The sequence below is a fragment of the Pedobacter sp. GW821-FHT01D05 genome (assembly GCF_059422505.1).
Genome location: NZ_JBWKXA010000001.1, coordinates 1,842,642 through 1,868,451 on the forward strand (window position 1 = coordinate 1,842,642; position 25,810 = coordinate 1,868,451).

26 protein-coding genes are annotated in these 25,810 nt (G+C 36.2%); 10 read left to right on the top strand and 16 right to left on the bottom strand.

All coding sequences use genetic code 11. From position 1 onward, the window contains the following. Nucleotides 1-29: 29 nt before the first annotated feature. Together AC07VK_RS07485 and AC07VK_RS07490 are read right to left on the bottom strand one after the other, a co-directional pair. The gene (locus tag AC07VK_RS07485; RefSeq protein WP_492959426.1) at nt 30-1,127 is read right to left on the bottom strand and encodes a trypsin-like peptidase domain-containing protein; all 1,098 of its coding nucleotides are present in this window, start codon (nt 1,125-1,127) and stop codon (nt 30-32) included. A 6-nt stretch (nt 1,128-1,133) separates the two neighbouring features. Then, nucleotides 1,134-1,700, bottom strand: a complete 567-nt coding sequence (locus AC07VK_RS07490; RefSeq protein ID WP_116251787.1) for an RNA polymerase sigma factor — start codon at nt 1,698-1,700, stop codon at nt 1,134-1,136. A 201-nt stretch (nt 1,701-1,901) separates the two neighbouring features. On the opposite strand from AC07VK_RS07490, the gene AC07VK_RS07495 reads away from it, so the two are divergent. The 6 genes from AC07VK_RS07495 to AC07VK_RS07520 all read left to right on the top strand — a co-directional run bounded on the left by AC07VK_RS07495 (nt 1,902) and on the right by AC07VK_RS07520 (nt 5,282). Further along, nucleotides 1,902-2,120, top strand: a complete 219-nt coding sequence (locus tag AC07VK_RS07495; RefSeq protein ID WP_057934272.1) for a hypothetical protein — start codon at nt 1,902-1,904, stop codon at nt 2,118-2,120. 137 nt (nt 2,121-2,257) lie between these two features. Continuing rightward, entirely contained in the window at nt 2,258-2,476 is a 219-nt protein-coding gene (locus AC07VK_RS07500) for a hypothetical protein (protein WP_057934271.1), read from the top strand. A gap of 130 nt (nt 2,477-2,606) precedes the next feature. Next, entirely contained in the window at nt 2,607-2,828 is a 222-nt protein-coding gene (locus AC07VK_RS07505) for a hypothetical protein (protein ID WP_086545741.1), read from the top strand. A gap of 142 nt (nt 2,829-2,970) precedes the next feature. Then, complete coding sequence (locus tag AC07VK_RS07510; protein WP_116251791.1) at nt 2,971-3,168, top strand: hypothetical protein; 198 nt, start codon at nt 2,971-2,973, stop codon at nt 3,166-3,168. 128 nt (nt 3,169-3,296) lie between these two features. Next, the gene (gene purB / locus AC07VK_RS07515) at nt 3,297-4,643 is read left to right on the top strand and encodes an adenylosuccinate lyase (RefSeq protein WP_492959430.1); all 1,347 of its coding nucleotides are present in this window, start codon (nt 3,297-3,299) and stop codon (nt 4,641-4,643) included. Between the two features lie 87 nt (nt 4,644-4,730). Next, nucleotides 4,731-5,282, top strand: coding sequence for a NifU family protein (locus AC07VK_RS07520; protein ID WP_121283148.1), 552 nt, complete (start codon nt 4,731-4,733; stop codon nt 5,280-5,282). 192 nt (nt 5,283-5,474) lie between these two features. Here the strand turns inward: AC07VK_RS07520 and AC07VK_RS07525 are convergent, their stop codons facing one another. From AC07VK_RS07525 to AC07VK_RS07545, 5 genes are all read right to left on the bottom strand, one after another. Continuing rightward, entirely contained in the window at nt 5,475-6,263 is a 789-nt protein-coding gene (locus AC07VK_RS07525; RefSeq protein ID WP_492952018.1) for an inositol monophosphatase family protein, read from the bottom strand. Nucleotides 6,264-6,309: 46 nt separating this feature from the next. Then, the gene (locus tag AC07VK_RS07530) at nt 6,310-7,458 is read right to left on the bottom strand and encodes a prolipoprotein diacylglyceryl transferase (protein WP_492952017.1); all 1,149 of its coding nucleotides are present in this window, start codon (nt 7,456-7,458) and stop codon (nt 6,310-6,312) included. A gap of 392 nt (nt 7,459-7,850) precedes the next feature. Next, the gene (gene mtaB, locus AC07VK_RS07535; protein ID WP_492959432.1) at nt 7,851-9,173 is read right to left on the bottom strand and encodes a tRNA (N(6)-L-threonylcarbamoyladenosine(37)-C(2))-methylthiotransferase MtaB; all 1,323 of its coding nucleotides are present in this window, start codon (nt 9,171-9,173) and stop codon (nt 7,851-7,853) included. A gap of 227 nt (nt 9,174-9,400) precedes the next feature. Then, the gene (locus AC07VK_RS07540) at nt 9,401-9,946 is read right to left on the bottom strand and encodes a hypothetical protein (RefSeq protein WP_492952015.1); all 546 of its coding nucleotides are present in this window, start codon (nt 9,944-9,946) and stop codon (nt 9,401-9,403) included. A 50-nt stretch (nt 9,947-9,996) separates the two neighbouring features. Next, nucleotides 9,997-10,566, bottom strand: coding sequence for a UbiX family flavin prenyltransferase (locus AC07VK_RS07545; RefSeq protein WP_492959434.1), 570 nt, complete (start codon nt 10,564-10,566; stop codon nt 9,997-9,999). A 702-nt stretch (nt 10,567-11,268) separates the two neighbouring features. Between AC07VK_RS07545 and AC07VK_RS07550 the strand changes: the two genes are divergently transcribed. Continuing rightward, nucleotides 11,269-13,122 carry a PAS domain-containing sensor histidine kinase gene (locus tag AC07VK_RS07550; RefSeq protein ID WP_492959436.1) on the top strand — a complete coding sequence of 618 codons (1,854 nt, stop codon included), beginning with the start codon at nt 11,269-11,271 and terminating at the stop codon, nt 13,120-13,122. A 38-nt stretch (nt 13,123-13,160) separates the two neighbouring features. Here the strand turns inward: AC07VK_RS07550 and AC07VK_RS07555 are convergent, their stop codons facing one another. Next, nucleotides 13,161-13,367 (bottom strand): hypothetical protein, encoded by a 207-nt coding sequence (locus AC07VK_RS07555; protein ID WP_492959438.1) that lies wholly within the window; start codon nt 13,365-13,367, stop codon nt 13,161-13,163. A gap of 300 nt (nt 13,368-13,667) precedes the next feature. Here AC07VK_RS07555 and AC07VK_RS07560 point away from each other — a divergent pair, with 300 nt between their 5' ends. After that, nucleotides 13,668-13,868 carry a DUF3606 domain-containing protein gene (locus tag AC07VK_RS07560; protein WP_492959439.1) on the top strand — a complete coding sequence of 67 codons (201 nt, stop codon included), beginning with the start codon at nt 13,668-13,670 and terminating at the stop codon, nt 13,866-13,868. Between the two features lie 242 nt (nt 13,869-14,110). On the opposite strand, the gene AC07VK_RS07565 is transcribed toward AC07VK_RS07560, so the two are convergent. From AC07VK_RS07565 to AC07VK_RS07595, 7 genes are all read right to left on the bottom strand, one after another. Then, nucleotides 14,111-14,431 (bottom strand): hypothetical protein, encoded by a 321-nt coding sequence (locus AC07VK_RS07565; RefSeq protein ID WP_492952010.1) that lies wholly within the window; start codon nt 14,429-14,431, stop codon nt 14,111-14,113. Beyond that, nucleotides 14,421-14,552 (bottom strand): hypothetical protein, encoded by a 132-nt coding sequence (locus AC07VK_RS07570; RefSeq protein ID WP_492959440.1) that lies wholly within the window; start codon nt 14,550-14,552, stop codon nt 14,421-14,423. The genes AC07VK_RS07565 and AC07VK_RS07570 overlap by 11 nt, the downstream gene beginning before the upstream one ends. 212 nt (nt 14,553-14,764) lie before the next feature. Further along, nucleotides 14,765-15,346 (bottom strand): HPP family protein, encoded by a 582-nt coding sequence (locus AC07VK_RS07575; RefSeq protein ID WP_492959442.1) that lies wholly within the window; start codon nt 15,344-15,346, stop codon nt 14,765-14,767. Nucleotides 15,347-15,463: 117 nt separating this feature from the next. Then, nucleotides 15,464-16,327: an OmpA family protein gene (locus AC07VK_RS07580; protein WP_057934262.1), complete on the bottom strand. Its 864-nt coding sequence runs from the start codon at nt 16,325-16,327 to the stop codon at nt 15,464-15,466. A 74-nt stretch (nt 16,328-16,401) separates the two neighbouring features. After that, the gene (locus AC07VK_RS07585; RefSeq protein WP_492959444.1) at nt 16,402-18,912 is read right to left on the bottom strand and encodes a beta-L-arabinofuranosidase domain-containing protein; all 2,511 of its coding nucleotides are present in this window, start codon (nt 18,910-18,912) and stop codon (nt 16,402-16,404) included. 360 nt (nt 18,913-19,272) lie between these two features. Further along, on the bottom strand, nt 19,273-19,665 hold the full coding sequence (locus AC07VK_RS07590) for a nuclear transport factor 2 family protein (protein WP_492959446.1): 393 nt from the start codon (nt 19,663-19,665) through the stop codon (nt 19,273-19,275). A gap of 110 nt (nt 19,666-19,775) precedes the next feature. Further along, complete coding sequence (locus AC07VK_RS07595; protein WP_492959448.1) at nt 19,776-21,761, bottom strand: sialate O-acetylesterase; 1,986 nt, start codon at nt 21,759-21,761, stop codon at nt 19,776-19,778. Between the two features lie 219 nt (nt 21,762-21,980). On the opposite strand from AC07VK_RS07595, the gene AC07VK_RS07600 reads away from it, so the two are divergent. Next, nucleotides 21,981-22,295 (top strand): RNA recognition motif domain-containing protein, encoded by a 315-nt coding sequence (locus AC07VK_RS07600; RefSeq protein WP_492952005.1) that lies wholly within the window; start codon nt 21,981-21,983, stop codon nt 22,293-22,295. 291 nt (nt 22,296-22,586) lie between these two features. After that, nucleotides 22,587-23,870: a Na+/H+ antiporter gene (locus AC07VK_RS07605; protein ID WP_494939792.1), complete on the top strand. Its 1,284-nt coding sequence runs from the start codon at nt 22,587-22,589 to the stop codon at nt 23,868-23,870. A gap of 261 nt (nt 23,871-24,131) precedes the next feature. Here the strand turns inward: AC07VK_RS07605 and AC07VK_RS07610 are convergent, their stop codons facing one another. Further along, entirely contained in the window at nt 24,132-25,808 is a 1,677-nt protein-coding gene (locus tag AC07VK_RS07610; protein ID WP_492952003.1) for a sodium/sugar symporter, read from the bottom strand. Between the last annotated feature and the right edge of the window lie 2 nt (nt 25,809-25,810).

The window sequence follows — 25,810 nt, forward strand, 5'->3', positions numbered from 1 at the left end:
GAATATTAATTTGTTTGGGGTGTTGCCTTTTAATAAACTTTGATCATGAAAACATAATCTTCTAGTTTTTCGATCTGTTTGGTCCGTTTTAAACCAGCCAATAAACTTTTCTTATTTATACCTAATCTATTTACACCCAACGAATCTTGAGGAATTGCCCTCATGGCTTCTAAAATATATTTTGATTTAATGGCAAAAGCTGCGCCTTCTGTCTGATCTTGTTTACCGCTGATAATACCAACCAAATTGCCATTATTATCTAAAAGCGGCCCTCCACTATTTCCGGGGTTAACCAGAATCGAAACCTGATATTGGGTAGTATCACCAATAAATCCACTCCTCGAGCTTACAGAACCTTCTCCCAGCACAATGTCATCTTTAGGATAGCCCAAAGTATATACGTTTTCGCCAATGTTACTTATGCTCTTTTTAATTGTATAAGGAATGGTAGATAAGCCATTAAAATGTTTATCACTTATTTTAAGAATAGCGATATCGTTTTGCGGATCAGTGTACACTGATTTTACTTTGAAAGATTCTCCTTTACTGTTTTGCACATACAAAGAATCGGCACCGTTTACAACGTGAAGATTGGTTAATATGTATCCATTTGTAGAAACAGCAAATCCAGTTCCTCCAAAATTACCAGGATTAGTTTTTTTAGGAGAATTATGCTGTGTACTAGCTTTAATATCAAGTACAAGATTATTCTGAGACTGTTTTACCCGCGATAACTCTCTACTCATTTTTTCGTAGTTAGCTTCTTGCTTACTATTATGCTGAATAGAATAAATTGAAACCAATGATAATACAATAAAAGAGGCTGCAACCGCAACAACTGATTTATTTTTTCTCCAAAGCTGAACAATTTTTGATGGATGAGGTCTAAGTGTATCAGCCAAACCTTCCACATCAATTTCCGAATGAATATGATTTAATTGTTCTTTTAAGCGCAACTGCTCAGCAAATGTTCCCATAGATTCTAAAAAGAACTTATGCGAAACTACTTTATGATCTACTGTGGCATCATTACGACGTAACTGTTCAAAAGCTTCAGTTTCCTGTGCATTAAGTTTACCTAAAAGATAATCTTCAATAATTGCATCTAACTCCAAATCGTTTCTCATTTCAAATTATGGTTGAAAAAATATTTTCTTTAACCGCTGCAGGCATTTATATTTCTGCGTTTTTGCATTATCGGTATTGGTATAGCCGAACTTTTCGCAGATATCCTGCATGGATAAATTGTGGATATAAAAATCCTGAATAATGGTTTTACAAGGTTCACCCAGATGATCGAGTGCCGATTGCATTTTTACAAAAGCAGCATCTTTTTCCTCGTGGTGCTCTACATCTTCTTCAACAGCAAATACATCTTCATAATCGGTAATATTACCGGCTTTTTTACTGTTTAGGCTAAGTTTCTTTAGCCAAATGCGCCGGCAAACCGAATAAATATAGGTTTTCAGTTTGCTGCTCAGCTCAAAATTGCCTTCCTTAATTTTGTTATATAAAATTATTATGGCTTCTTGATAAACATCTTTTGCATCATCCTCATCCCCATTATTATTCAGGATAAATTGCAAAACCATTGCATAATAAGCCTTGTATAACTTGTTAAGTGCATCTTCTGAGTTATTTAGAATACCTAAAATAACCTCTCTATCTGTTGGAACTGAACTCTTTAAACTGTTATTCACTAGTTAATACATTTTTCTATAAATAGTAACCCAATATTAGACAAAAAAATATTTATAGCTACTATAATTGCTTAATACAAACTTAATGCAAACGGTAACCCAAACCCTCAAAAAAATATTTTAACTTTTTTATAAATTATCGGGTTACCTTTTTACCTTTGCGGCATTAATAAGAAATTAATTACTTAAAAAAATTCAAAAATGAAAAATGCATTCAAATTAGGCTTTTTAGCTTTAGCTTTATCTTTATCAGTTGTTGCTTGTAACTCAGAAAAAAAAGCTGAAGGTGCTGATACAACTTTAACTGATTCTTCTACTATCGTTACTGATACTACTGCAAAAGATACTACAGTTAAAGATTCTACAGTAAAAGATACTACTGTAAAAACTACTACAACTACAGAAGAAGTTAAACACTAGTCTAACTTTACTCATAAAAAAAGGCTCCTGATTTAGCATTGGGAGCCTTTTTTATTTTTTTTTATTTTTTTGGGTTACCTTTTTAAATAAGCGGTATTAACATGTAAATTAATTAATTACTTAAAAAATACTCAAAAATGAAAAATGCATTCAAATTAGGCTTTTTAGCTTTAGCTTTATCTTTATCAGTTGTTGCTTGTAACTCAGAAAAAAAAGCAGAAGGTACTGATACAACAGCTACAGATTCTTCAACTATCGTTACTGATACTACTGCAAAAGATACTACAGTTAAAGATTCTACAGTAAAAGATACTACTGTAAAAACTACTACAGAAAAAACTGAAGTTAAACACTAGTCTAACTTACTCATAAGAAAAGCCTTTGGAATTCATTTTTCAAAGGCTTTTTTATTTTATCAGAAAAAACGGGTTACCTTTTAATATTTTGGGCATTAACAGTAGATTTAACCCTAAAACAGATATCAAAATGAAAAATGCATTCAAATTAGGCTTTTTAGCCCTAGCTCTATCTTTAACAGTTGCTGCTTGCGGCGAATCAGGTAAAAAAGCTGATGGTGCTGATACAACAGTTACAGATTCATCAACTATTATTACTGATACAACTGCTGTTGATACTACCGTTAAAGATTCTACTGTAAAAGATACTACAGTTAAAGCTACTACTACAACAGAAGAAGTAAAACACTAGTTATTTTACTAAATAACACATAAAAAAGGTCGCGTTTTTATATCGCGACCTTTTTTATTTAAGAAAACAGGGTTACTTTCTTGGCTTTTTTGTATAAATTAGTAATTAATTAATTTTTAGAACCAAACAAATTAAAAAAAAAATGAAAAATGCATTCAAAATGGGCTTTTTAGCTCTAGCTTTATCCCTATCCGTTGTTGCTTGTAAATCAGAAAAAAAAGATGGTGCAACTGATTCATCTAAAGTTGATTCTACAGTTGTAGATACTACTGTAAAAGATACTACAGTTAAAGATACAACCGTTAAAGACACTACAGTAAAAGACACAACTAAAAAATAGTTTTAGCTATTACTGCGAAAAGGCCTTGGAAATTCTAAGGCCTTTTTTATTTTGTATTAATTTCTAGAGATCAAGACCTTAAAATCCATCAATTGTAGTAAATTTGCGGCAAAAATATAATCCGCATAATGAATTTAACATCACTACAAGCTATTTCACCAGTTGATGGCCGTTACAGAAAAACAACCGAAAGTTTAGCTGCTTACTTTTCTGAAGAAGCCTTAATCAAATACCGTGTTTTTGTAGAAATCGAATATTTTATCGCACTTTGCGAAATCAACTTGCCTGGCTTAGAAAATTTTGATAAAAATCTTTATGCCCAATTACGGAAAATCCACGAAAACTTCTCAGAAGTTGATGCCTTAGAAATCAAGGAAACTGAAAAAGTAACCAACCACGATGTTAAAGCTGTTGAATATTTTATCAAAAGTAAATTCGACGCCTTATCACTTCAAAACTATAAAGAGTTTATTCACTTTGGCTTAACTTCTCAGGATATTAACAATACCGCCATTCCATATTCTATAAAACTGGCATTAAATGATAGCTATTATCCGGCAATCAATACCTTAATTGAAAAGATAAATGCATTGGCAACAGAATGGAAGGACATTCCAATGTTAGCACATACACATGGACAGCCTGCCTCTCCTACCAAATTAGGCAAAGAATTTTTGGTTTTCGCCGAGCGTTTGGCTATTCAGGTAGAAAGTTTAAAAAATATCCCTAATAGTGCAAAATTTGGCGGCGCTACCGGAAACTTCAATGCACACCATATCGCTTACCCTACAGTAAACTGGGTTGATTTTTCTAACCAGTTTGTGAACGGGACATTGGGCTTAACGCGTGCTCAACATACTACACAAATTGAACATTATGATCAATTTGCAGCTCAATGTGATGCTTTAAAACGCATAAACAACATTATTATAGATTTGGACAGAGATATCTGGACGTATATTTCAAAAAACTATTTCAAACAGAAAATCAAAGCCGGAGAAATCGGTTCGTCGGCTATGCCACATAAGGTTAACCCAATCGATTTCGAAAACGCTGAAGGAAATGCAGGCATTGCAAATGCCTTATTTGAATTTTTTGCTGCCAAATTACCAATCTCACGCTTACAGAGAGACTTAACAGACTCTACTGTTTTAAGAAACGTAGGCGTTCCTTTTGGACATACCTTAATTGCCATTAATTCTACTTTACGCGGATTAAACAAGATTTTGTTAAATGAAGCTGCCTTACACGCTGATTTAGACGAAAACTGGGCAGTTGTTGCAGAGGCTATTCAAACGGTATTAAGAAGAGAGAACTATCCTAATCCTTATGAAGCCTTAAAAGAATTAACCAGAACAAATTCAAAAATCAATGCTGCAAGTATTGCCGAATTTATTGAAGGTTTGGCAGTTTCGGAAGCTATTAAAGTACAATTGAGAACCATTACGCCTTTTAATTACACTGGCGTTTTCTAGTTAAATTAAATTGACGTTAAGCAGACAGCTAACAAAGGTTTTATTAGTGAGTAATTGTTAATTTTGTTTATTCAAATTGATTAAGACATGACGATTAACGTATATACAGAACAGACTCCAAATCCAGCTACCATGAAATTCATGGTAAATAAACTGTTAATAAACGGCAGTGAGGATTTTGCGACTAAAGAGAGTGCAGAACATTCGCCTTTTGCTAAAGAGTTATTTAAGTTCAACTTTGTTTCTGGCGTTTTTTTCGCCAGTAATTTTGTTACCATTACCAAAACAGATGATGCAGAATGGGCTGATATTGAAGCCATTTTAAAAGAATTTGTTAAGGGAGCTGTAGAATCTGAATTAAAAATTAAAGAAGCAACTGCCGAAGAAGCGCCTGCTTTTGAAGGTACTGAAACGGAAATTAAAATCCAGCAGATCCTGCACGATTATGTACGCCCAGCTGTTGAACAGGATGGTGGTGCTATCACATACAAATCTTTCGATGAAGGTGTGGTTACGGTAGAATTACGTGGTTCTTGCAGCGGTTGTCCATCTTCTACCATTACGCTTAAATCTGGTATCCAAAACTTATTGCAGAGAATGGTACCGGAAGTTACAGAAGTTGTTTCTGAAGCGCTTTAAAATTGTGCATTTTTCATAGTACATATAGTGAAAAGGTCCCGATGAGAATCGGGACCTTTTTTTATTGTGTCATTTCCTGACTGAAGTACAACCCCGAATTTTCGGGAGAGCGATCTACCTTTAGGTTTAAATATAAAAGCTTACAGATTTCTCCACTACGGTCGAAATGACGATCTACGAGGGTAGCTCTTATTAAAAATACTGCTTAATTGCAGTCAACATCTCAGCAGTAAGTTTACCGTTGGTAGCCAAAATTTCTCTTTTGGTAAAATAATCATTTCCACCAGCGAAATCGTAGACCTCTCCTCCCGCCTGCTGCACAATAAAGCATCCGGCGGCAAAATCCCATTGTTGCAGGTTGTATTCAAAAAAAGCATCGAAACGCCCACAGGCTGTATATACCAGGTCTATTGCTGCCGCACCTATTCTACGTACACCATGGCTTTTCTGCATCATTTCGGTCAATAATTTTAAATATTGAGGCTGTTTATCAAACTGATAATACGGGAAACCTGTAGCCAGCAAACTCGATCCTAGATCAGGATTAGTAGAAACCCTGATTTCTTTTTTATTCATAAGGGCGGGTCCGCCTTTATACGAATAAAACATTTCTCCCCTGTTTAATTCGTAAACTACACCAATCACAGGTAATCCATCTTCATAAAGCGCCACACTTATACCATAAGTCGGAATGCCATGGATAAAATTAGTTGTACCGTCTAAAGGATCAATTATCCAGGAATAAGTTTTACCGGTTCTATTGATTGTTTTCTCTTCCGTAATAAAACCGGCGTCTGGAATTAATTTCTCGAGGTTTTGAACCAGTTTCTGTTCTGCTGTTTTATCAACATAAGAAACCATATCATTCAATCCTTTGTATTCTATTTTTTGAACATCGAACTGCAGTGCTTCTTTACGGATAAAGTTTCCGGTGAGTCTTACAATCGATATTACTTTTGTGCACAGTAATTCGTAATTCATAATTATTTAACAGTAAAACGAGGCGTTTATTGGGTGAGAAATAAACTTAAGCCAGTTGATTTTTGTTCCTTAACGCATAAACACTTAATGCAATACCGCCTATAACAAGAAAAGTAGAAATCATTTCTGCCTGGGTAAAAGACAAACCAAAAACATGGTATTTTGAGTTTACACGGATTAACTCGATGCAGAAACGCTCTATACCGTTCAAGATCATGTAGATACCAAACATTAAACCAGGTGCCTTTATTTTATCTCTGATCTTCCATAAAAAGGCAAAAAGGATTAAACAGATAATTACTTCGTAAATCGGGGTTGGGTACACCCCTTGAGCCAATTCATTGCAAAACTTACCTGTACAGCCTGGAATTGGAATGCCTTCGCCAACTACATTATTCGGATATTTGTAAGACCACAACCAATCTGGAAGCCAGGAAAATGGCTTTGGATTATTGTTTACGATCCCCCAGTCGCCATCGCCGGCTAAGTGACAACCAATACGGCCTACAGCATAAGCCAGCATCATTCCCGGCCCACCAACATCAAGCATATGGAGCGGTTTAATACCATTTCTTTTAGCAATTATCAATACCGCTGCACCACCACAAATTAAACCACCATAAAAAGTTAAACCACTAAACGATAATAACCGCTCAACAGGGTGTTGAACAAAATCATCCCAATACTCAAGGTTATCGAAAAACTTTGCCCCTAAAAACCCCCAGATGGCCGCCCAAACAATTAGGTTACTCATGGTTTGGTATGGATGGATGGTTACCTGCGTTTCTTTCGGTTTATCAAGCTTATGTTTATTCTTTTCGGTATAATCCCAATAAGCAAACAGCCCTGCAAAAAACAACCCGCCGATTATATTTCCTTTGGTCGACATTAAAATCGCCTGTGCATCATTTACAAAAAGTTTGTAGTTTAACAACGCATAAACCAGTTTATAGCCAATAACAAAACCAAAAAGGCCATTCATGACCAGCTCTGATGTAGTGGCAGCTTTGCCAACCACAATTGTCTTTTTAATGGGGTGGAGTATGCCTAATGCTTCCTTACGCTTAAGCTCTTTGGTAAAAGCCCAGTAACCAGCAACAAACGCCAGTGCGACAAAAACGCCAAAAGTATTAAATGGAAGCGGTAAATTAATGCCGAATAAATATTCTAAAAAATGTGAAACGGTAGGAAACATACAAATAATTTGTTGCGAAGATAGGAAAGAAAGACCAAAGCTGAAAGATTAAAGCGGAAAGCTAAAAGACTAAAGCGGAAAGACTAAAGACCAGCGGTTAAAGCTGGGAAAAACAGGTAAAAATCTTTTTTTATTTTGGAAAGGAAAGGTTTTGTATTTCATCGGTTAGTACAGTCCTGCTCTGCGCTTTACTGCGTGTTCGCTCCGATCAGGTTTAGTTAACTGATTGCAGTAGTTCTTAGGGGTATTCTGATCGAGCGATATCAATTCTATCATCCATCTTATAGTTTTCCATATTTAAGGTCCTTCGACTACGCTCAGGATGACTAATCGAGTGGATGCGAAAATATAAATTTTGACTCAGGACTTCCGAGCAATGACTCCGGACTAAATTAATGATGCGCGTGAATAGTTTCCAGTTCAGCTACTTCTACTTCTCCATCGGCAGTAATTTCTAAAAGCTTAACCGCTTTCAATTCATTTACCATAACCGGATCGTATTTTGCACGTACTTTTACATAGTTTTTGGTAAAACCATGCATGTAACCCGATTTCTGATCTGCCTCAAAAAGCACTTCAGCTTCAGTACCAATCTGAGATTCGTAGAAAGCCCTACGTTTTTTATCAGATAAAATATGGAGCATTTTACTGCGCTCATTACGCTCACTGCCTGCCACAACACCTTTCATTTCAGCTGCAGCTGTTAATTCGCGCTCAGAGTAGGTAAATACGTGTAGATAAGAAATATCAAGTTGGTTTAAGAACTGATAGGTATCCAAAAAATCTTCTTTCGTTTCGCCGGGAAAACCAGCAATCACATCAACACCAATACAACAGTGTGGCATTACCTCCTTAATTTTAGCAACACGCTCAACATACAAATCGCTTCGGTAACGACGGCGCATTAAACCTAAAATTTTATCAGAACCCGATTGTAAGGGAATATGAAAATGCGGAACAAACCTTTTCGAAGTGGATACGAACTCAATAATCTCATTACTCAAAAGATTTGGTTCAATAGACGAAATACGGATTCTTTCAATTCCTTCTACCTCATCTAAAGCTTTAACAAGGTCAAAAAATTTATCTTCACGCTGGCCATTTCTAATTCCAAAATCGCCAAGGTTTACACCGGTCAAAACAATTTCCTTTACACCGCTTTCTGCAATCATTTTTGCACGATTTACCACATTTTCAATGGTATCGCTACGACTTGCACCACGTGCTAAAGGAATGGTGCAGTATGTACAAGGATAATCGCAACCATCCTGTACTTTCAAAAAAGTACGTGTTCTATCGCCAATCGAATAAGAGGCAATAAAATTATGGTTTACTTTCTCTATATTCTGCTGATGAATAAGGGTTTTTGGTTGCTTCGTTAAATCGGTAATATATTCTACTATTCTGAATTTTTCGGCAGCGCCTAAAACCATATCAACACCTTCTATTTCGGCAATTTCCTGTGGTTTTAACTGCGCATAGCAACCTACAATGGTTACAAAGGCATTAGGAGAATATTTTAAAGCTTCTTTAACAACTTTACGGCATTTTTTATCGGCATGCTCCGTAACAGAGCAGGTATTGATCACATAAACATCTGCCTGATCCTGAAATTCTACTACGGCATAACCCGCATCGGTAAATAAACGACCGATGGTTGATGTTTCGGAGAAATTGAGTTTACAACCTAATGTATAAAATGCGACCTTTTTCATTGAGGCTGCAAAGATAGGAAATTTGTTCGGAGTTGTCGGTTCTGAGTTTTGAGAACTGACAAATTACAGACTATAAATTGTTTGGAACGCAAATAGTAGTACCGTCCTTTAAACGTTGTTCGTGCATACCTTCGGGGCAAGCTTTTTTTTCACAGCCAGACAAACATATACCTGAAACGAACAAAACAATTACAATAAAGCTTAATTTTAGCATGAGTATCGGCTATTTAATTTGAGTTATATAATTTAATGCATTCCTTTACAGCTTCAAAGCTATAACTATCATCTTTCTTAAATTTCTCTAACAGTTCTGGTTTATCACTTATTAAGCTGTATAACCTATCTTTGCGATCATTGCGAGAACCGAAGATATGGTTGCTTTTTACCTCAAACAGTTCCCCATTTTCTTTACTGGCATACCAAACAATATCAACCTGATTATTACCACTCTGTCTGTAATATTCGAACAAATCAATTTTGCCTTTAACCAATCTTTGTAAAAAATCAGGACTTCTTTTGCCAGGACGTACCTTAACAAGATAATTTATCTCTTTTTCTACTTTATAAAATTCTTTTGTTTCGCGGATTGGGATCTTATTGAAACTGGCACCTCCATCTGGCTTGAACCGATAAAAACCAATAAATTGTTTTTTTATTTCACCTTTTAAAGTGTCGTTCTTTGAATTAATCAGAAAATCCTGCTGAGCGTTAACCTGAGAAAAAAAAGCACATAACACTGCACAACATAAGATAGGGCGTAAATATAGTTTCATGAGATTATTTTAAATTAACCAAAAATATCTAAACTTTGGCAAAATAAAAATTACTGCTCCTGCCACCGATAACTTTCCTGTTCAAAACCTGCCAGATCTAACACCCTGCTAATTACGGTGCCGGCAACTTCCTCTATGGTTTGAGGCAAACTGTAAAAAGATGGGTTGGCCGGACAGATGATTCCACCCGCTTCAGTTACAGTTTTCATATTATTGATATGGATTAAACTGAACGGGGTATCTCTTACTACAGCTATTAATTTCCTGCGTTCTTTTAACACAACGTCTGCTGCCCTCGAAATCAAATCGTTCGATATTCCATGTGCTACCCTACCCAAAGTTCCCATAGAACAAGGAACGATAATCATGGTATCGTATTTTGCCGACCCTGAGGCAAAAGGAGCATTAAAATCGTTTTTGTTATAAAAGGTAAAGTCTTTAAAATGGTTATAATCCTGGTTTCCCAGTTCGAATTGCCAAACCGCTTTTGCATTGTCGCTCATCACTACACCAACCGCCTCAATCTGATCTTTTAATGTTAATAACCGGTCAAATAAAACTTTAGCATAAATAGAACCGCTGGCTCCTGTAACCGCAACAATCACTTTCTTTTTAATCATATTACAAAAATAGTTTTTCTAAATCCATTACCACAAAAAAGGGCCAGAACATTGTTCTGACCCTACATCTACCTATGAAAAACATACCCTCGAAAGGGTAAGAACAAATATATATAAATTTTTAAAAAAATGTAAGCGAGAAATGTTAAATCGCTTAAATCAAATATTTAATTTAAAAACAAAACATAACATACTGATTATCAAATAAATAATTTTATAAAAAAACACGAAAAAACTTTTTTTCTGCTTAAAAAGACATCTTTTTTAACAAAATATCGCTTAATAATGTCTTACAAATCAGTCATAATTACCAAGTAAGAACCTACTTTACAGTTAGGCTATCAATTTTTACACATTTGCCTTTACAATTTGTTGATATTGATATAATACAAAATAAATTCGATTGCATAAAAATATTAAGGTGATTTTTATCATTTATAGTCTTGAATGAGTGCCCTTTCGTAAGTGGATAGCAAGCGAAATATGATTTACCACTTTCTATAGTCTCACTATATAGATGAAATATTTAACCATAACGGGTAAGGCACCAAATAAGCGCACTAAATACTGAACTACAACAACTTACAAACAACACACTTACAAATTATACCATTCCGTATGATAAATATTATATCATCCTTATAAATCGGTTGGTGATTAACTACTTAACGATTATATTTGGGAAAGTGTCAACTTAAATTTATGATAGATTTAGCCTCTCCATTCTTAAAAGCACTGTTAAAACATTCTAAGAACCCCATAATCATTTTTAAAGTAAAACCGATATTGGTGGTGGTAGAACATAACGATGCTTACCAAGCTTTAATAGAACGGGTAGGAGGAAAATTGAAATTCTATGATATTAACGCTATCCCAAATCTTCTGTCTGCTGCCGAAAAAGTGCTTCTGATTAAAGCAGTTCAGCAAGTAAGCGAGCTTAAGGCAAAAGGCACGTTGGTTATCCATCCCATTTATTCTACCTCGCCAAACGTAAGATGGGAATTGGAGTTTTCTCCAGTATTACAAAACGATCGCCCGGTTGAATATATCATCTGTTCATTAAGGGAAATTCCGCTAGATGAAAATGACCTTGAGCATATTTTATTTGAACTTTCAGAAAGTGAGGCACGTTTTAGAGGATTTTTTGAGCAGGCCCCTTTGGGCATGTGCGTACTAAAAGGTCCAGAACTCATTACGGAATATGCAAACGATAACATATTAAAACTTTGGGGTAAAACCAGGAAAGAAGTAATCGGGATTCCACAAGAAAAGGCACGACCAGAACTCGAAAAACAGCAAGCACTTGTAGCACATGTAAAAGATATTTTTAAAAACGGTCAACCGTTAACAATCAATGAATTAAAAATTTCGTCAGCTATTTCAGACGGTTATTTCATCGCTTTCTACGAGCCCCTAAAAAATGATAAAAATGAAGTAACCAGAATTTTAGTGATTATTAAAGATATTACAGAGCAGGTAAACTTTAAAAAAGAATTACTTAAAGCTAAAGATATCTTAAAAATAGCCATGGATGCATCTGAAATGGGTTCATGGAACATCGACTTGGAAAGCAAACAGGTTCTTTTGTCAGAACGGGCACAACAAATTTACGAACTGGAAAATAACAGGTTGGGTATAGAAGAAGCTAAATCATTGATAAGCATGGAAGATATCGAACATCTTACTAACGGTATCAAACGTGCATTACATCACCGCAGTGCTTTCAATATTGAATACCAGATTAATCTGAATGGTATAAGCGCTAAAAGCAAGTGGTTAAGAACAGCAGGAAAAGCCTATTATAACGAAGAAGGAAAAGCTGTTTATATTGCTGGCGCTGTTTTGGATATTACTGAACATAAACAGGATGAAATTAGAAAAAATGATTTTATCGGTATGGTAAGCCATGAACTTAAAACTCCTTTAACATCCTTAAGTGCCTATGTACAACTTTTGCAATATAAATTTAAAGAAACAGATAACGACTTTACTATTCAGATACTTGATAAAGTAAATGTTCAGTTAAAAAGAATGTCGTTAATGATTGACGGCTTTTTAAATGTGTCCTTATTGGAATCGGGTAAAATTTTATTGAACAAAACAAATTTTAACCTTGTTGATTTGATTAAAACCATAGCTGAGGAAAACAGAATTGTTCTACCAAGCCATTTTATCCAGGTAATCGGTGCGGAAGAAATGATTGTAAATGCAGATATAGAGAAAATAGGCAATGTAATCAATAACCTGATTGGCAACGCGGCGAAATACTCAAAAAAAGACTCTTTAATTGCAATTAAGTGTGAAATACTGAAAGGTTACGTGATTGTAAGTGTAGAAGATGAAGGCATAGGCATCAGTGAAGATGACATACCCAAACTGTTCGACCGCTTTTACCGCGTAGAGAGCCCCGACACTAAAACCATTGCAGGATTTGGAGTTGGCCTGTATATTTGTGCCGAAGTAATTGAAAGGCATCAGGGAAAAATTTGGGCAGAAAGCAAATTGGGTAAAGGTTCTACATTTTTTTTCAGCTTACCTGCTGCAAATGACCTATAATAAAATGTATAACATTAATTTGCTTTGGGTATGTAAAACTAACCTCTTACTTCTTCCATTTCTAATTTAACGTTAACCGCTACCAAACCCTGTTCGCGCAATTCTATTTCAAAAATTATTTTCGAATTTATAGTAATTTGATCAGATATACTATCTAATTGAAAGTGAATATCCTGGCCATTTTCGTCAATAATGATTCCATGTCCATATTCAAAGTCAATCTGAGTAACGTCTCCCTTCCTCATATCGCCCATTACAGAATATTTTTTTATAAATAATAGACAATTATAGTCATTTTATGTATAATTAAAAATACATATAGTTATTTTTTTGTCAATTATTAATTATTATATATACCTTTTGTTATTACTAAAATGAATTAATAGAAGAAGATGGGCGATTTCGCCGCTATTTTAGTTATTATTAAAATGTTCTTTATTTTTTAAATAGCTGTTTTACAAATTGTTATTCCAAATAAAAAAATCTATTTTTATGGAACCAAATCGAGCTTGTGCATGTTATTAACTGAATTAATCATCCCAATCATGAAAAATCTCATCCAAACTCCAAGCATTAAAGAAGAAATCATCTTATTATCCGAAGAAACAGATCGAAATTACTGGGCTAACCGTTTAGGTGTAAGTTCTGAAGTTTTGAAATCTGCGGTGAGGGCAACAAGAAGCATCATGTTAAATCAGATCACAGCTTATTTAAACCAGCAAAAGAAAAAAATCAGCATTTCCTGATTTAAATATTAGATAATTTTCCATATTCGAATTTATTGCGCTGAGCTTATTCAACGCTTAGAAATGTCTTCGACAGGCTACAATGACAGATTCTAAAAATCGGCGTCATCTCGACCGGAGCAACGCGTAGTGGAGAAATCTGTGGACTATATTAAAAAGATCTCTCCTCCAAAGGAGTTTCTTTGGAACACTACAGTCGAGATGACGATTCATTGTAATGATCACCTTCTTCTATTTTACAATTAATACTTTAACCTTCCTGTACAATAAGCCAATAGATTAACTGATTCTTTTGAAATTTTCTTGGGATTAAGGTTATCTTTGATGTTGGCAACTGCGGTTCCAAGCTTCTCTTGCAAAAGATTGAGTATTCCAATTATATTTTCGGGTGCTATGGTTAAGGATAATAAAGGATAATATTTATTCTCCAGGTCCTTTTTCTGATTATTTGTCGCCAAATCTAAGGTCCATTCTTCAGTTGCTGAAAAACCATATTCGTGCCGTGTATTATTAAGTTCGTACAAAAAGACTTTTGCCTGAACTTTCGGATCGTTACTTGCCATTTTTACCTGGCTTTTTTGCAAATAGATCTGTCTCAACCTTTGCCGACTTACCTTTTCCGGATTGATAATCTGAGGGTGCTTTCTTATTTACACTTGCCTCTTTTTTTTTGCCTCTACTCATCTTTAAATGATTACAGTGTGATACGACCAATCATCATTGCATAAACAATTCGGTGATTGGAATAAAAAATACTCATCTAAAATTTAAGATTAGAGAATACCGTAATGGTACATCAGTGAGAGAAAATTGTTGTAATAAGATTACTGATATAATCAAATATACATTTATAATAGGTTAACATCGTCATATCAATATCGTTATCGAGATATATTTTACCTGCGGTAACGGTGCCAAACCCTATACCATTTTTTATTGTTGGGATAACTGCGATGTGAGGTTCGGTTATTTACAAGAATAGCAACCAAGAGTAAAATGCTAGCACCAGATAAGACCGGGCACAGTACATAAAAATAACCTAGCGATTGTATTTTAGCCGAACCAATATTGGCGATAAGTGCTGTAGCTCCGCCAGGAGGATGCAGTGTTTTGGTGATCTGCATCAATACAATAGATAAAGAAACAGACAAGGCAGATGACAACCACACTTCGCCAGGAATAAGTTTATGAATGGTAACACCTACTATAGCACATAAAACATGCCCTCCAATTAAATTCCTAGGCTGTGCCAGCGGGCTATTTATAATCCCATAAATAAGTACCGATGAGGCTCCAAATGAACCGATGAGAAACAGATTATCGTTGGCGGTAAAGTATTTAGAATGGAGTAAGCCAATAATGCCAATGCCTAAAAACGCTCCAATAAATGTCCAAACATGTTCTTTAAAATCGATTAAAGTTTCTTTGTATACGATGTATTTTGCTGTGCGAAGGTGTCTTCTTATGCGTTTTCTCATAACCTGTACTGGAGCGCGTGCAAAATTAGCAAAATATTAAAGGGAAAAGAGAAAGCTTTAGAAATAAAAAAGGGCTGAAAATTAATTTCAACCCTTTAAAATGATTATTATTCTAGTTTATTTTTGAGACTGTTCAGGCGCTTTTCCGATCAGATCCATAAACTGATCTAACTTAGGCGTAATAATGATCTGTGTACGCCTGTTTTTCGCTTTCCCTCCTGCTGTTGTATTATCAGCAATTGGATTGAATTCACCGCGTCCGCCTGCTGTTAATCGCTTAGGGTCTACAGCATATTTGGTTTGCAATACCTGAACTACTGACGAAGCACGCAAGGCACTTAAATCCCAGTTGTTTCGGATATTGGTCTGCGCGATAGGCACATTATCGGTATTACCCTCAATCAGCACATCATAAGTATCGTAATCTTTAATGATTTTAGCAATTTTGTTTAAAGTTTCTCCGGCTTTATCAGAAACTTCGTAACTACCTGATTTATACAACATATTATCAGCCAAAGAGATATATACTACGCCTTTAAGCACCTGTACATCAACATCTCCCAACTCTTCTTTACTTAATGATCGCGTCAAATTATTAGTCAACACCATATTAAGCGAATCGCTTTTGTTTTTGGCATTTACCAATTGCTTGATGTATTTATTCGAACTGTTAATTTCATCAACCAGTTTCGAAATGTTAACATTGCCCTGGCTACTAGAATTTAAACATTTGTTCAATGCATCCTGCAATGCAGTTACATTGGCTTTTTCTGAGGCAATCTGTTCTTCTAAACTTTTAACCCTGCTGGTGCTTCCGCTAAGCTCGCGTTGGCTATCCTGGTATTTATTACTTAACTCCTGGTTTCTCTCTCTCAACTTGGAATAGGTATCCTGAAGTTCTGCATATTTCTTATTGCTTACACAACCAGCTGCAAGCGCAAGGGTAAAGAGCATTATTGGAATTGATTTGTATAATTTCATAATCTTATTTTTATTTATTGATAATAGGTTAACAAATTCCTTGCCGCAAAGTTTAATACCGGCCTGAACCGATGTTAAAAAGCGTTAATCTTTACCGAATCGAAGCTAGCCAGAGCTTTATACGCTCTTAATCCTATACTACCTGATTGATATTGACTATCTGTTGCAGAAAGAATAGGTTTTGCAGACCCGTTTATAAAAATATCAAATTCATCTCCCTTCGCCACTATTTTTATAGTATACATTTTGTTCATTTCAACAGGATATTTTCCTGAACTTATAACGGTCCATTTTTGCCCGTTAGCTTTCCCTAGCAGTACTGTTCCATTGACCTGGTCTAAACCCACATAATACCCTTGGTAAGCATCGGCGCCTATTGCCGGATTAGCAACCCTGAACATTAAACCTGCATCGCCGGCAGTATTGATTTTAACATTTGCCTGATAAGTAAAATCTTTAAAATCTGTTCCATTAGCTACATATTTAGATCCATTTATGCCATAACCACCAGAGCCTGCATTTGATGCAGAATTAACCTCTCCATCTTTCCAAAACCAGCCACCGCCATAAAAAACCCAATTGCTGGCCATTCCCCGATCAAAATTTTCGACCAAAGCCTTATTTATTTTTTTTGACTGGCCGATTACAGGAAAACAACTTAGGCGTATATTTTCAGATCCATATGGCACCAAAATAACTTCTTCCGGCTTTTCGGTTGAGGAAATTGGACTAAAAGGCACATCAAAAGCAGCTACTTTGTTGTATCCTAGGGTCCATGACGGAATCTTTTTTGCCTGAACCTTTAATTTAACTGGTGTATTCACTGCAATAAAAGGATTTTCGGGCATTGTACCGCTCACCACACTAACGTTGCTTAAATTACCCTTATCTAACACTAAACCATAATTCCATGCCGATTCAGGACGAATTTCGTAATCTGTAAAGCCAGCAACCGGATGCGTTTTGGTTACCTTATTTGCTGCCTTAATTTCTAATGCATATACAATAGGTCCACGTTCTACACTAACAGAATTATTAACTTGGGCTTGAGTAGTAATTTGCATCGGAAAATTCAGTTCTAATTGATCCTGATCTTTCCACTCGCGGGATATGGTAAACATTTCACCAGCTTTTACGCCTTTTAATAGCGTTCCATTTAATGTAATACCTGGTTTTACACTCCAGGCTGGGATTCTTAAAATCAATGGAAAGGATGTAGAAGTGCTAAGCCCTATTTTTAACCTGATCTTTTCTTCGAAGGGGTAATTGGTTTCTTCAGTAATTTTTATTTTTTTGTTTTCGGCTACCACAGTTTCTATCTCCATTGGGCCATAGGTAATTACTGCCAGGCCTTTCTCTGGAGTAGCCACAACACTACTTTTCACAAAATAAGGCCAGCCCATGTGCATATTATAGCGGCAGCAGCCATAACCAGAATAAGGACTGGAAACAATACCAGAGCTATAATCTTGATTAAAGCCATGCTCACCATGAATGCTTTGAACCTGATTGGGTAATGTGTAATATGAATGGTTTTTAAAATCGCGGCTAAACTGGGCTGGCAAAGCATTAAAAGCTATTTTTTCCAATTGATCGCCAATTCTTGCATCATGAATAACCTTTGCCGCAGTTTCTAAACTCTGCATCCACTCTACCACAGTACAGGTTTCTACGCCTTCTATGCTGCTTGTACCTGCCAGGAATTCAGTTCCTGAGCCTAAACCTTCTGGCTGACCATGGTCGTGCATAATGTGCATTATACCTTTGGAAAATGCTTCAAGATTAGATGAGCTATCTTGAAGTTGAGCATACAGCACTGGAAATTTTAAGGCTTGAGCTACATTAACCATATGTTTTGGCTGAAAATCATCACCAAAAAAGTAAAACCCGTTGTTGCTATAAATATCGATCCAAGGGTATGCCTGTTGTTTTAACTTTTCTACGAGTCGTAATAAATCCTGATCACCGGTTTTATTGTAAAGCCACATGACTATTTCCATATTATCGCCTGCTCTCGATTTACCCCATTCCTTTAGTGGATCGCCATCAAGATTAGCCAGTTCATATTTAAAATATTTTGACAGAAAAGGAATTACCCTTTTATCATTTGTAGCCTCGTAATAGCTTTGCAAAGCATACATCATTGGCATACGTGGCCACCAATCTTTCATTTTAGGCGGGCCGAATAATCCGTTGGCTTGCTGATTGTTTAAAGTCCACTCGATATACTTTTGTGCTTTTGCTTTTAGCATTGGATCATCTAAGGTATAGGCCAATGCTACTAAACCTTTAACATAATATGGCACCCGCTCCCATCCATTTCCATCGCCTCCCAGCCAATCGGAGTTTTTGCCCAGATTATCTTTTTCTGGATATAACTCTTCTGCCATTCCCGTTGCACCATCTCTTTGCTGTTCTAGTTGCTTTAACAACCATCCTTTGGCTTTAATACTTCCAATGGGCAATTGCACATAAACATGCTGTTTTAAGGGTGCTTTGTTGAATTCAGTTAAATTCTGAGCATTTAAAGTATGAATAGATAGACAGGAGACCAGAAAATAGATTGAGGTAAATATTTTTTTCATAAAAGGACTATTGGTTAGATAATATTTTATAAAACTAATAAATATGAGTGAATATTAAAACGTTTTAGTAACCTTATATTCAAACAATTAAAAAAACACTATTAAGTTGGTTAAAGCAAACTTAAACGCTGAGCATGAAAACTGAAAGATAAATAATTATACAGTTTGCAAAGCCTGAGGTTTACACCAGATTGTGATATATACCTATTTTTAACTCGCCAGGGTAAGGACCAGGATTGTTCGCCCACCAAGCTTTTGGTTGAAACGGAGATTAGTTCTATATTAGATCCAGAGAGCGTTAATTTAGAATCGGGGGATAGCCATTGGTTATTCCCCGTTCTTATTTTTAAGCAGCTATTTTTATACTGAAATACTTGTACAACTGGCAGAAATTACTTTCCAATCTTCACTCACTTTAGCCCAAACCCTTAACCATTGATATTTGCCGTTAAGCAAAATATTTGAATAACTTCCCTTAATAAAAAGACTTGCAGAAACAATAACAATTGATTCAAAAACACGCATTTCCCGTTTGGATACTTTGATTTTGGTAATTTTGATCATGCCACTCCGGTAGGCATCCAGATCCATCTCTTTATCCAACACATTTCCATACTGATCATGAAAAAGCATTCCATCGGCAAACAATAAATCGAGTGTGTTCAGGTCTGTTCTTTTAAACCCATCTAATAATTTTTCTTCTAGGTCGGCAATCAGGAGAATGGTTTCCTGGTCTGATAAAATATTTGGCATAATTTCCGGTTAGCAGGTAAAAATATAAAGTAAGCCACAAAGAATGGCGTAACTTTAAATATTGCCTGCATTACACGGTTTTAGCCACACAGATTGCACAATTTTATCAATTATCTCTTTGCAAAGGTAAGGCCCTGCCAGGTATCTGTTCTGAATGGTGATGCTGGCAAGCCATCATTACTAACCAGGTTACACACAGGATTATTTCCCCACGCATAACGAACCGCAACAGGATTTGCCACCTGATCGCTACTTACTATGATCTGATTCCCCTGGATGTTTGCTTTGGCCCAATAAAATTTCTTGTCTGCTCCAGCAATGGCAAAACCGGTTAGTGCTGCGCCATCTGCGGCTTTTAATCCATTTTCTGTATTGCCAAAAGTTAAACGGATCTGTTTCCCTTCTACTTTATTGGATTGATAAACGGGGCCAGAATAGTTTATTTTCTGACCATACGTTTTAGCCAGGGCAATTAAGGCTAACCTTCTACCCACCTCTTGTTTGTTTTTAGGATGAATATCTTTTGCATCACCGATATCAATAATGGTAGCCATGCCGGTATTTGGCAGTGCAAGTGTTTTTTGTTGGGCTTCTCTAAGCTCTGCCCAGGCAGATTCTACAGGCGCATGATCAATCTGCATAAAATTAGCCAGTTGAACGAAATAGAATGGAAAATCTCCCTGCCCCCATTTCTGGCGCCAATCTTTAATCATCGTTGGAAATAATTCGCGGTATTGGTAAGCTCTATCGGCATTACTTTCTCCCTGATACCAAATTGCACCTTTAATTGAAAACTGCAGGTAAGGATGAATCATTGCATTGTACAAAACGGTTGGTCTGTTAGGGCCATTTTCTTCGTAAGGTTTAGCTTCAACATTTTTAAAATCTACCCCCACTTTGTACTTCCAGTCGCCAGCTAAAGAAATTTTCTCTGTCGTGTTGTTTGTTAAACTCAAATCTTTGGCATTGCCATATATACCGCCGCCACCGCCACTATCAAAAACCCTAACGGTAATGGTATTTTCACCTATTTTGAGCAGGCTTGCAGGTATTGTGTATGTTCTACCCACATTATATCCCACTGTTTCACCTACTTTTACTCCGTTTACGAAGGTAATGTCGTTATCATCAATTGTACCTAAATTAAGTTTAGCACCATTTGTTTTCCAGTTTTCGGGGATATTAACCTTTTTTGTAAACCATACTATACCATCAAAATTTTTAAGTGCTGCATCTTCCCACAAGGTCGGCAAAGCCATGCTTTTCCAGTTTGTGGTTTCTGCCAAAGCCCATTTTGTTTCGCCAGCCTGATAACCCGAATCTTTCTCTGTTGTCATTTTAATCCAATTCTGTAATTTTTCTTCGTAAGAAACTGTTGAAGGATTTTTAGCTAATTTTTGTATCTTATCAACTGCAGCAGAAAAATCGGTCATTTTTTTAAGCGATTCGGCACTTGTCCAGGCTTCAGCAATTGTTCCTCCCCACGAGGTATGGATTAGGCCAATAGGGATTTTAGTTTTTTCATACACTTCGCGGGCGAAGAAATATGCGGTAGAAGAAAACTCAGCAATATATTTTGGACTACATTCCTGCCAGCCACCATTGGTCACTTTGGCGTCGTTAAGCGGAAAACTACTGGTAACATGTTCTGCTTGCAATAAACGGATGTTTGGATATTTAGCATCAGCAATTTCTTTTTCGCTATTGAGGATTTTTCCCCAACCTGCAAGTGGCATTTCCATATTCGATTGGCCTGAGCAAATCCAAACATCGCCTATTAATACATTGTTTAGCACAAATAGTTCTCCATCGGAAATGGTAATGGAATATGGACCGCCATAACCTGGTGTTGCCACTTTAATTTTCCAATTGCCACTGGCATCGGCAATAGCCCCATAATTAACTTTATTCCACGAAACCGTTACCTTAACCGCTTTACCGGCTGTGGCCTTACCCCAAATGGCTGCATTTGTTTTTTGCTGCAAAACCATATTGTCGCTAAATACCGACGGCAATAAAATTTTTGACTGTACGAGTAGCGAACTGAAGAGGAATAATGCGATAATGAGTATAGACTTTAACTTAGAGATGCTCATATTTTAACCTATTTTTTGATGATTAGAAAGCGAATGTACATTTTATGTCTGTCAACATCAATATATATGTCTGCTCTGCACAAATTTATGATAAAAATGAGGCAAAATTCAATCAATTAGTTTGGGTAAGAATATCATTTTGCTTATTTTGCAGGTCTAAAAGAACAATTCTGGATTTAAGTTTGATTTAACCGGATGTTCTCTCAAATTACTGAATTAATGGTTAAGATTTTTATAGGTGGCCTTCCTGACAATATCCAAGAGATGGATTTGGCAATATTGGTTAGCCTTCATGGTAGGGTAGAAACGATTAAAATTGTTCGCGATAGAGCTACTGGCAAGTGTAAAGGCTATGCTTTTTTAGAAATATACAGTTTACCGGATGCTAAAAATATTGTATCTACCTTAAATGGAGAAACTTTTAAAGGCAATGTCATTACAGTTAAAATATCGGAAGAGGAAAGTGGTGTTCCGGCGGCAAAGCCAAAAACCAACCAACCTTTTAAAAGTAAAAGGCCTAGGCTACAACGTTAGTTTCTTAGTAAGGCTTTTTCTCGCCAGCTTTGCTATAATTTTCCGGTATCTTAAAAGGTATTGTCCCGTTTCAACAATTTAATTGGCGTTTCCTTTTTGTTGACCATTAAGAATTGAAGAACATTAAGGATTTCTCCATTAAATTTAAATGTATTAATCGCAGTTAGCATTCTAGGCATTCCCCTCGTTTCATCGATAAATATTTCGGTCGGAAACTTTTTAATTCAGTTCTAAACCTATATTTTGCAAGTGAGTGCTTCGATCTCTATTAAAAAAACGCGTTTTGCAGATATGGAAAATTATGCCATTGTAATATTTATTTTAGCTGTGATGATTGGCCTTTCTGCTATTGCCGATCGAATTAAAATCCCCTATCCTATTTTATTGATTATAGCTGGAATAGCAGTGGGTTTTATTCCATCTTTACCACCAATTGATATTAATCCTGAAATTATATTTTTGATATTCCTGCCGCCATTGCTTTACGATGCCGCTTTTAATATCTCATTCAAGGAATTTAAAACCAATATCAACACCATATTTACATTGGCCATTACGCTGGTTTTTATCACTGCTATTGGTATTGCTGTGGTTGCACACTATATGATTCCGGGGATGAGCTGGCCGGTGTCTTTTGTATTAGGTGCAATTCTTTCTGCTACTGATGCTGTTGCTGCCATGAGTATTACTAAAGGATTAGGTTTATCTCACAAAACAAATACCATATTGGAGGGCGAAAGTTTAGTTAACGATGCTTCTGCACTGGTAGCGTATCGTTTTGCGGTTGCCGCGGTAACCGGAACAGCCTTTGTATTTTGGAAAGCATCGCTTGAATTTGCCATTTTAATGGTTGGTGGATTCTTAATCGGCATGGTAATATCGAAAATTCTCGCCTTCATCATCAACAGAATACATAGTAACCGTTTGGCTACCATCAGCTTGATGTTATTGATGCCTTTTGTTACCTATTTAATTGCGGAACAAGTACATGTTTCTGGTGTTATTGCAGTTGTTATTTTAGGATTGGGCATTTCGAGGTTTAGCAATAATGTATTTCCTGAGCAACTTAAAAACCAATCAAAAAACATCTGGGACATCATTATCTTTTTATTGAATGGGCTGATTTTCATTTTAATTGGGTTACAATTCCCTTATGTGTACAAAAACATTAACAATGCCGATATTTTACTTTACATAGGTTATTCGCTGGTGATTACCATTGTTGCGCTGTTATTAAGAATAGCCCGTGTTTTCCTACAAAAATTCAATCTTCAAAAAGCCTTTCAGAAAGGGAAACACCGCATTACAGCGGATGCATTGCTTGATTTCAAGAACAGTTTGATTATCAGTTGGTCGGGCATGAGAGGTATTGTTTCATTGGCCATTGCAATTGGGTTACCAGCTACTTTATCGGACGGAAGTGCATTTCCGCAGCGTAATGCTATTATATTTATATCTGTTGTAGTGGTACTGTTTACTTTAATCGGACAAGGACTTACCTTGCCATGGTTGGTGAAGAAATTGGCTACTGAAGAAGATAAAGGGCAGACTCTAATCATTCCAGGTGACCATTAACATTAAGAAATGAAGGACATTAAGTTTTTCTATCTTAAATCCAATATCAATGGTCTTCCTGAAGGTTCAGCTTAGAAAAGTAGTGACGACGAGTTTCCGCGGGGTATCGTCATCTCGTAGCGTAGTGTTCCAAAGGAACTCCTTTGGAGGAGAGATCTTTTAACATGATTGAAAGGTTTCTTTCCGACTTAACTTTGGCATTATCCAAAAAAGGGATAAAATCTAATGACTTTATCCCTTTCCCATTTTATACACTATCGTTTACCAATATACACTATAAAGTGCTACCAATAATCCGATGATGATTAATGCCCCTACTGCAAAACTGGTAGAGGTTTTAAACATTTTAGCATCGATAGCCAGTCCTTTAGCTTCTGCCTTAACTTTGTTGCTTGCTAAACTGATGATCACCATACCAAGGATACAGAATACAAATACAAAGCCCATCCGATCTAAAAATGGAATTTCGTAAACACCCGCTGCATTTTTAACAGAGAAACCCATTCCTGATAACCACGAAAGATCGGTAAGTGTAGGCAAGAATTTAAGTAAAATCGATAAACCGAAACCGCCAATTGTAGCAAATAGTGCTGCACTTGAAGTTGTTCTTTTCCAAAAGAAACCTAAAATAAACATGGCAAAAATACCTGGAGAAACAAAACCTGTATACTCCTGGATATATTGGAACCCTCCTTTTTTATCGATTCCTAAATGTGGTGCAATTAATACACCTAGAATCATCGCCACAATAATCGAAATCTTACCCGTTGTTACCAAATTTTTCTCGGTAGCATCGGTCTTTAATACTTTCTTGTAAATATCCAGCGTAAAAATAGTTGCAATACTGTTTGCTTTACCAGCCAAAGAAGCTACTACTGCCGCGGTTAATGCGGCGAACGAAAGTCCTTTTAATCCGGCAGGAAGCAAATTTAGCAATACCGGATATGCACGATCTGGATTTACTGATCCATCTTGCAGCATTTCTGCTTGAAAGGCACCATCTTTATATAAAACATAAGCTGCAATACCTGGTAACACGACAATAATTGGCATTAATAATTTTAAGAATGCCGCAAAAAGAATACCTCCGCGGGCAGTCTCGAGATTAGCACCCAAAGCACGTTGAGTAATGTATTGGTTACAGCCCCAATAATTTAAGTTCACAATCCACATACCGCCTACAAGCACACTTAAGCCAGGCAAATCGATATAATTTTCGTTATCTGGTTTTAAGATCATGTGGAAATGTTCAGAAGCTTTTGAAGTCATTAAGCTATAACCTTCAAAAATACCTGTTGTTCCATAGTGTGTAGAAACTAAGTTTAAAGCCAAATAAGTAGTGGCCAAACCACCCAGAATTAAGAAAAACACCTGAATAACGTCGGTATATCCAATAACTTTCATTCCACCTAGTGTAATAATAATAGCAAAACCTGCAATGGCATACATACAGAAGCTTAAATCGAAACCAGAAATACTGCTTACTGCTAAAGCACCCAGATAAAGAATTGAGGTTAAGTTAACTACAACATAAAGCAATAACCAGAAAACAGCCATAATCATGGCTACCGTTCCGTTATAACGCTGATGTAGGAATTGTGGCATTGTAGCAATTTTGTTTTTCAGGTAAACCGGAATAAAGAACACTGCCACAACCACTAAGGTTAATGCGCCCATCCATTCGTAGGTTGCAATGGCCAATCCCATTTTAAAACCTGATCCGCTCATACCGATAAACTGCTCTGCAGAAATATTAGATGCAATTAACGATGCGCCGATTGCCCACCAGGTTAAAGAGCCTTCAGCAAGAAAATAATCTTTAGAACCCGTAGATTCTGACTTTTTCTTGTTGTAAATGTAGAGCCCATAAGCGGCCACAATAACGAAGTAAATTGCAAATACAATGTAATCCTTCGTGTCTAATAAGTTATTTTTCATTG

Excerpts from the sequence above, each read along its gene's own strand:
- AC07VK_RS07485 (WP_492959426.1), bottom strand. The coding sequence starts at position 1,127 with ATGAGAAACGATTTGGAGTTAGATGCAATTATTGAAGATTATCTTTTA.
- AC07VK_RS07495 (WP_057934272.1), top strand. The coding sequence starts at position 1,902 with ATGAAAAATGCATTCAAATTAGGCTTTTTAGCTTTAGCTTTATCTTTA.
- AC07VK_RS07500 (WP_057934271.1), top strand. The coding sequence starts at position 2,258 with ATGAAAAATGCATTCAAATTAGGCTTTTTAGCTTTAGCTTTATCTTTA.
- AC07VK_RS07505 (WP_086545741.1), top strand. The coding sequence starts at position 2,607 with ATGAAAAATGCATTCAAATTAGGCTTTTTAGCCCTAGCTCTATCTTTA.
- AC07VK_RS07510 (WP_116251791.1), top strand. The coding sequence starts at position 2,971 with ATGAAAAATGCATTCAAAATGGGCTTTTTAGCTCTAGCTTTATCCCTA.
- purB (WP_492959430.1), top strand. The coding sequence starts at position 3,297 with ATGAATTTAACATCACTACAAGCTATTTCACCAGTTGATGGCCGTTAC.
- AC07VK_RS07520 (WP_121283148.1), top strand. The coding sequence starts at position 4,731 with ATGACGATTAACGTATATACAGAACAGACTCCAAATCCAGCTACCATG.
- AC07VK_RS07525 (WP_492952018.1), bottom strand. The coding sequence starts at position 6,263 with ATGAATTACGAATTACTGTGCACAAAAGTAATATCGATTGTAAGACTC.
- AC07VK_RS07530 (WP_492952017.1), bottom strand. The coding sequence starts at position 7,458 with ATGTTTCCTACCGTTTCACATTTTTTAGAATATTTATTCGGCATTAAT.
- mtaB (WP_492959432.1), bottom strand. The coding sequence starts at position 9,173 with ATGAAAAAGGTCGCATTTTATACATTAGGTTGTAAACTCAATTTCTCC.
- AC07VK_RS07540 (WP_492952015.1), bottom strand. The coding sequence starts at position 9,946 with ATGAAACTATATTTACGCCCTATCTTATGTTGTGCAGTGTTATGTGCT.
- AC07VK_RS07545 (WP_492959434.1), bottom strand. The coding sequence starts at position 10,566 with ATGATTAAAAAGAAAGTGATTGTTGCGGTTACAGGAGCCAGCGGTTCT.
- AC07VK_RS07550 (WP_492959436.1), top strand. The coding sequence starts at position 11,269 with ATGATAGATTTAGCCTCTCCATTCTTAAAAGCACTGTTAAAACATTCT.
- AC07VK_RS07555 (WP_492959438.1), bottom strand. The coding sequence starts at position 13,367 with ATGAGGAAGGGAGACGTTACTCAGATTGACTTTGAATATGGACATGGA.
- AC07VK_RS07560 (WP_492959439.1), top strand. The coding sequence starts at position 13,668 with ATGAAAAATCTCATCCAAACTCCAAGCATTAAAGAAGAAATCATCTTA.
- AC07VK_RS07565 (WP_492952010.1), bottom strand. The coding sequence starts at position 14,431 with ATGGCAAGTAACGATCCGAAAGTTCAGGCAAAAGTCTTTTTGTACGAA.
- AC07VK_RS07570 (WP_492959440.1), bottom strand. The coding sequence starts at position 14,552 with ATGAGTAGAGGCAAAAAAAAAGAGGCAAGTGTAAATAAGAAAGCACCC.
- AC07VK_RS07575 (WP_492959442.1), bottom strand. The coding sequence starts at position 15,346 with ATGAGAAAACGCATAAGAAGACACCTTCGCACAGCAAAATACATCGTA.
- AC07VK_RS07580 (WP_057934262.1), bottom strand. The coding sequence starts at position 16,327 with ATGAAATTATACAAATCAATTCCAATAATGCTCTTTACCCTTGCGCTT.
- AC07VK_RS07585 (WP_492959444.1), bottom strand. The coding sequence starts at position 18,912 with ATGAAAAAAATATTTACCTCAATCTATTTTCTGGTCTCCTGTCTATCT.
- AC07VK_RS07590 (WP_492959446.1), bottom strand. The coding sequence starts at position 19,665 with ATGCCAAATATTTTATCAGACCAGGAAACCATTCTCCTGATTGCCGAC.
- AC07VK_RS07595 (WP_492959448.1), bottom strand. The coding sequence starts at position 21,761 with ATGAGCATCTCTAAGTTAAAGTCTATACTCATTATCGCATTATTCCTC.
- AC07VK_RS07600 (WP_492952005.1), top strand. The coding sequence starts at position 21,981 with ATGGTTAAGATTTTTATAGGTGGCCTTCCTGACAATATCCAAGAGATG.
- AC07VK_RS07605 (WP_494939792.1), top strand. The coding sequence starts at position 22,587 with ATGGAAAATTATGCCATTGTAATATTTATTTTAGCTGTGATGATTGGC.
- AC07VK_RS07610 (WP_492952003.1), bottom strand. The coding sequence starts at position 25,808 with ATGAAAAATAACTTATTAGACACGAAGGATTACATTGTATTTGCAATT.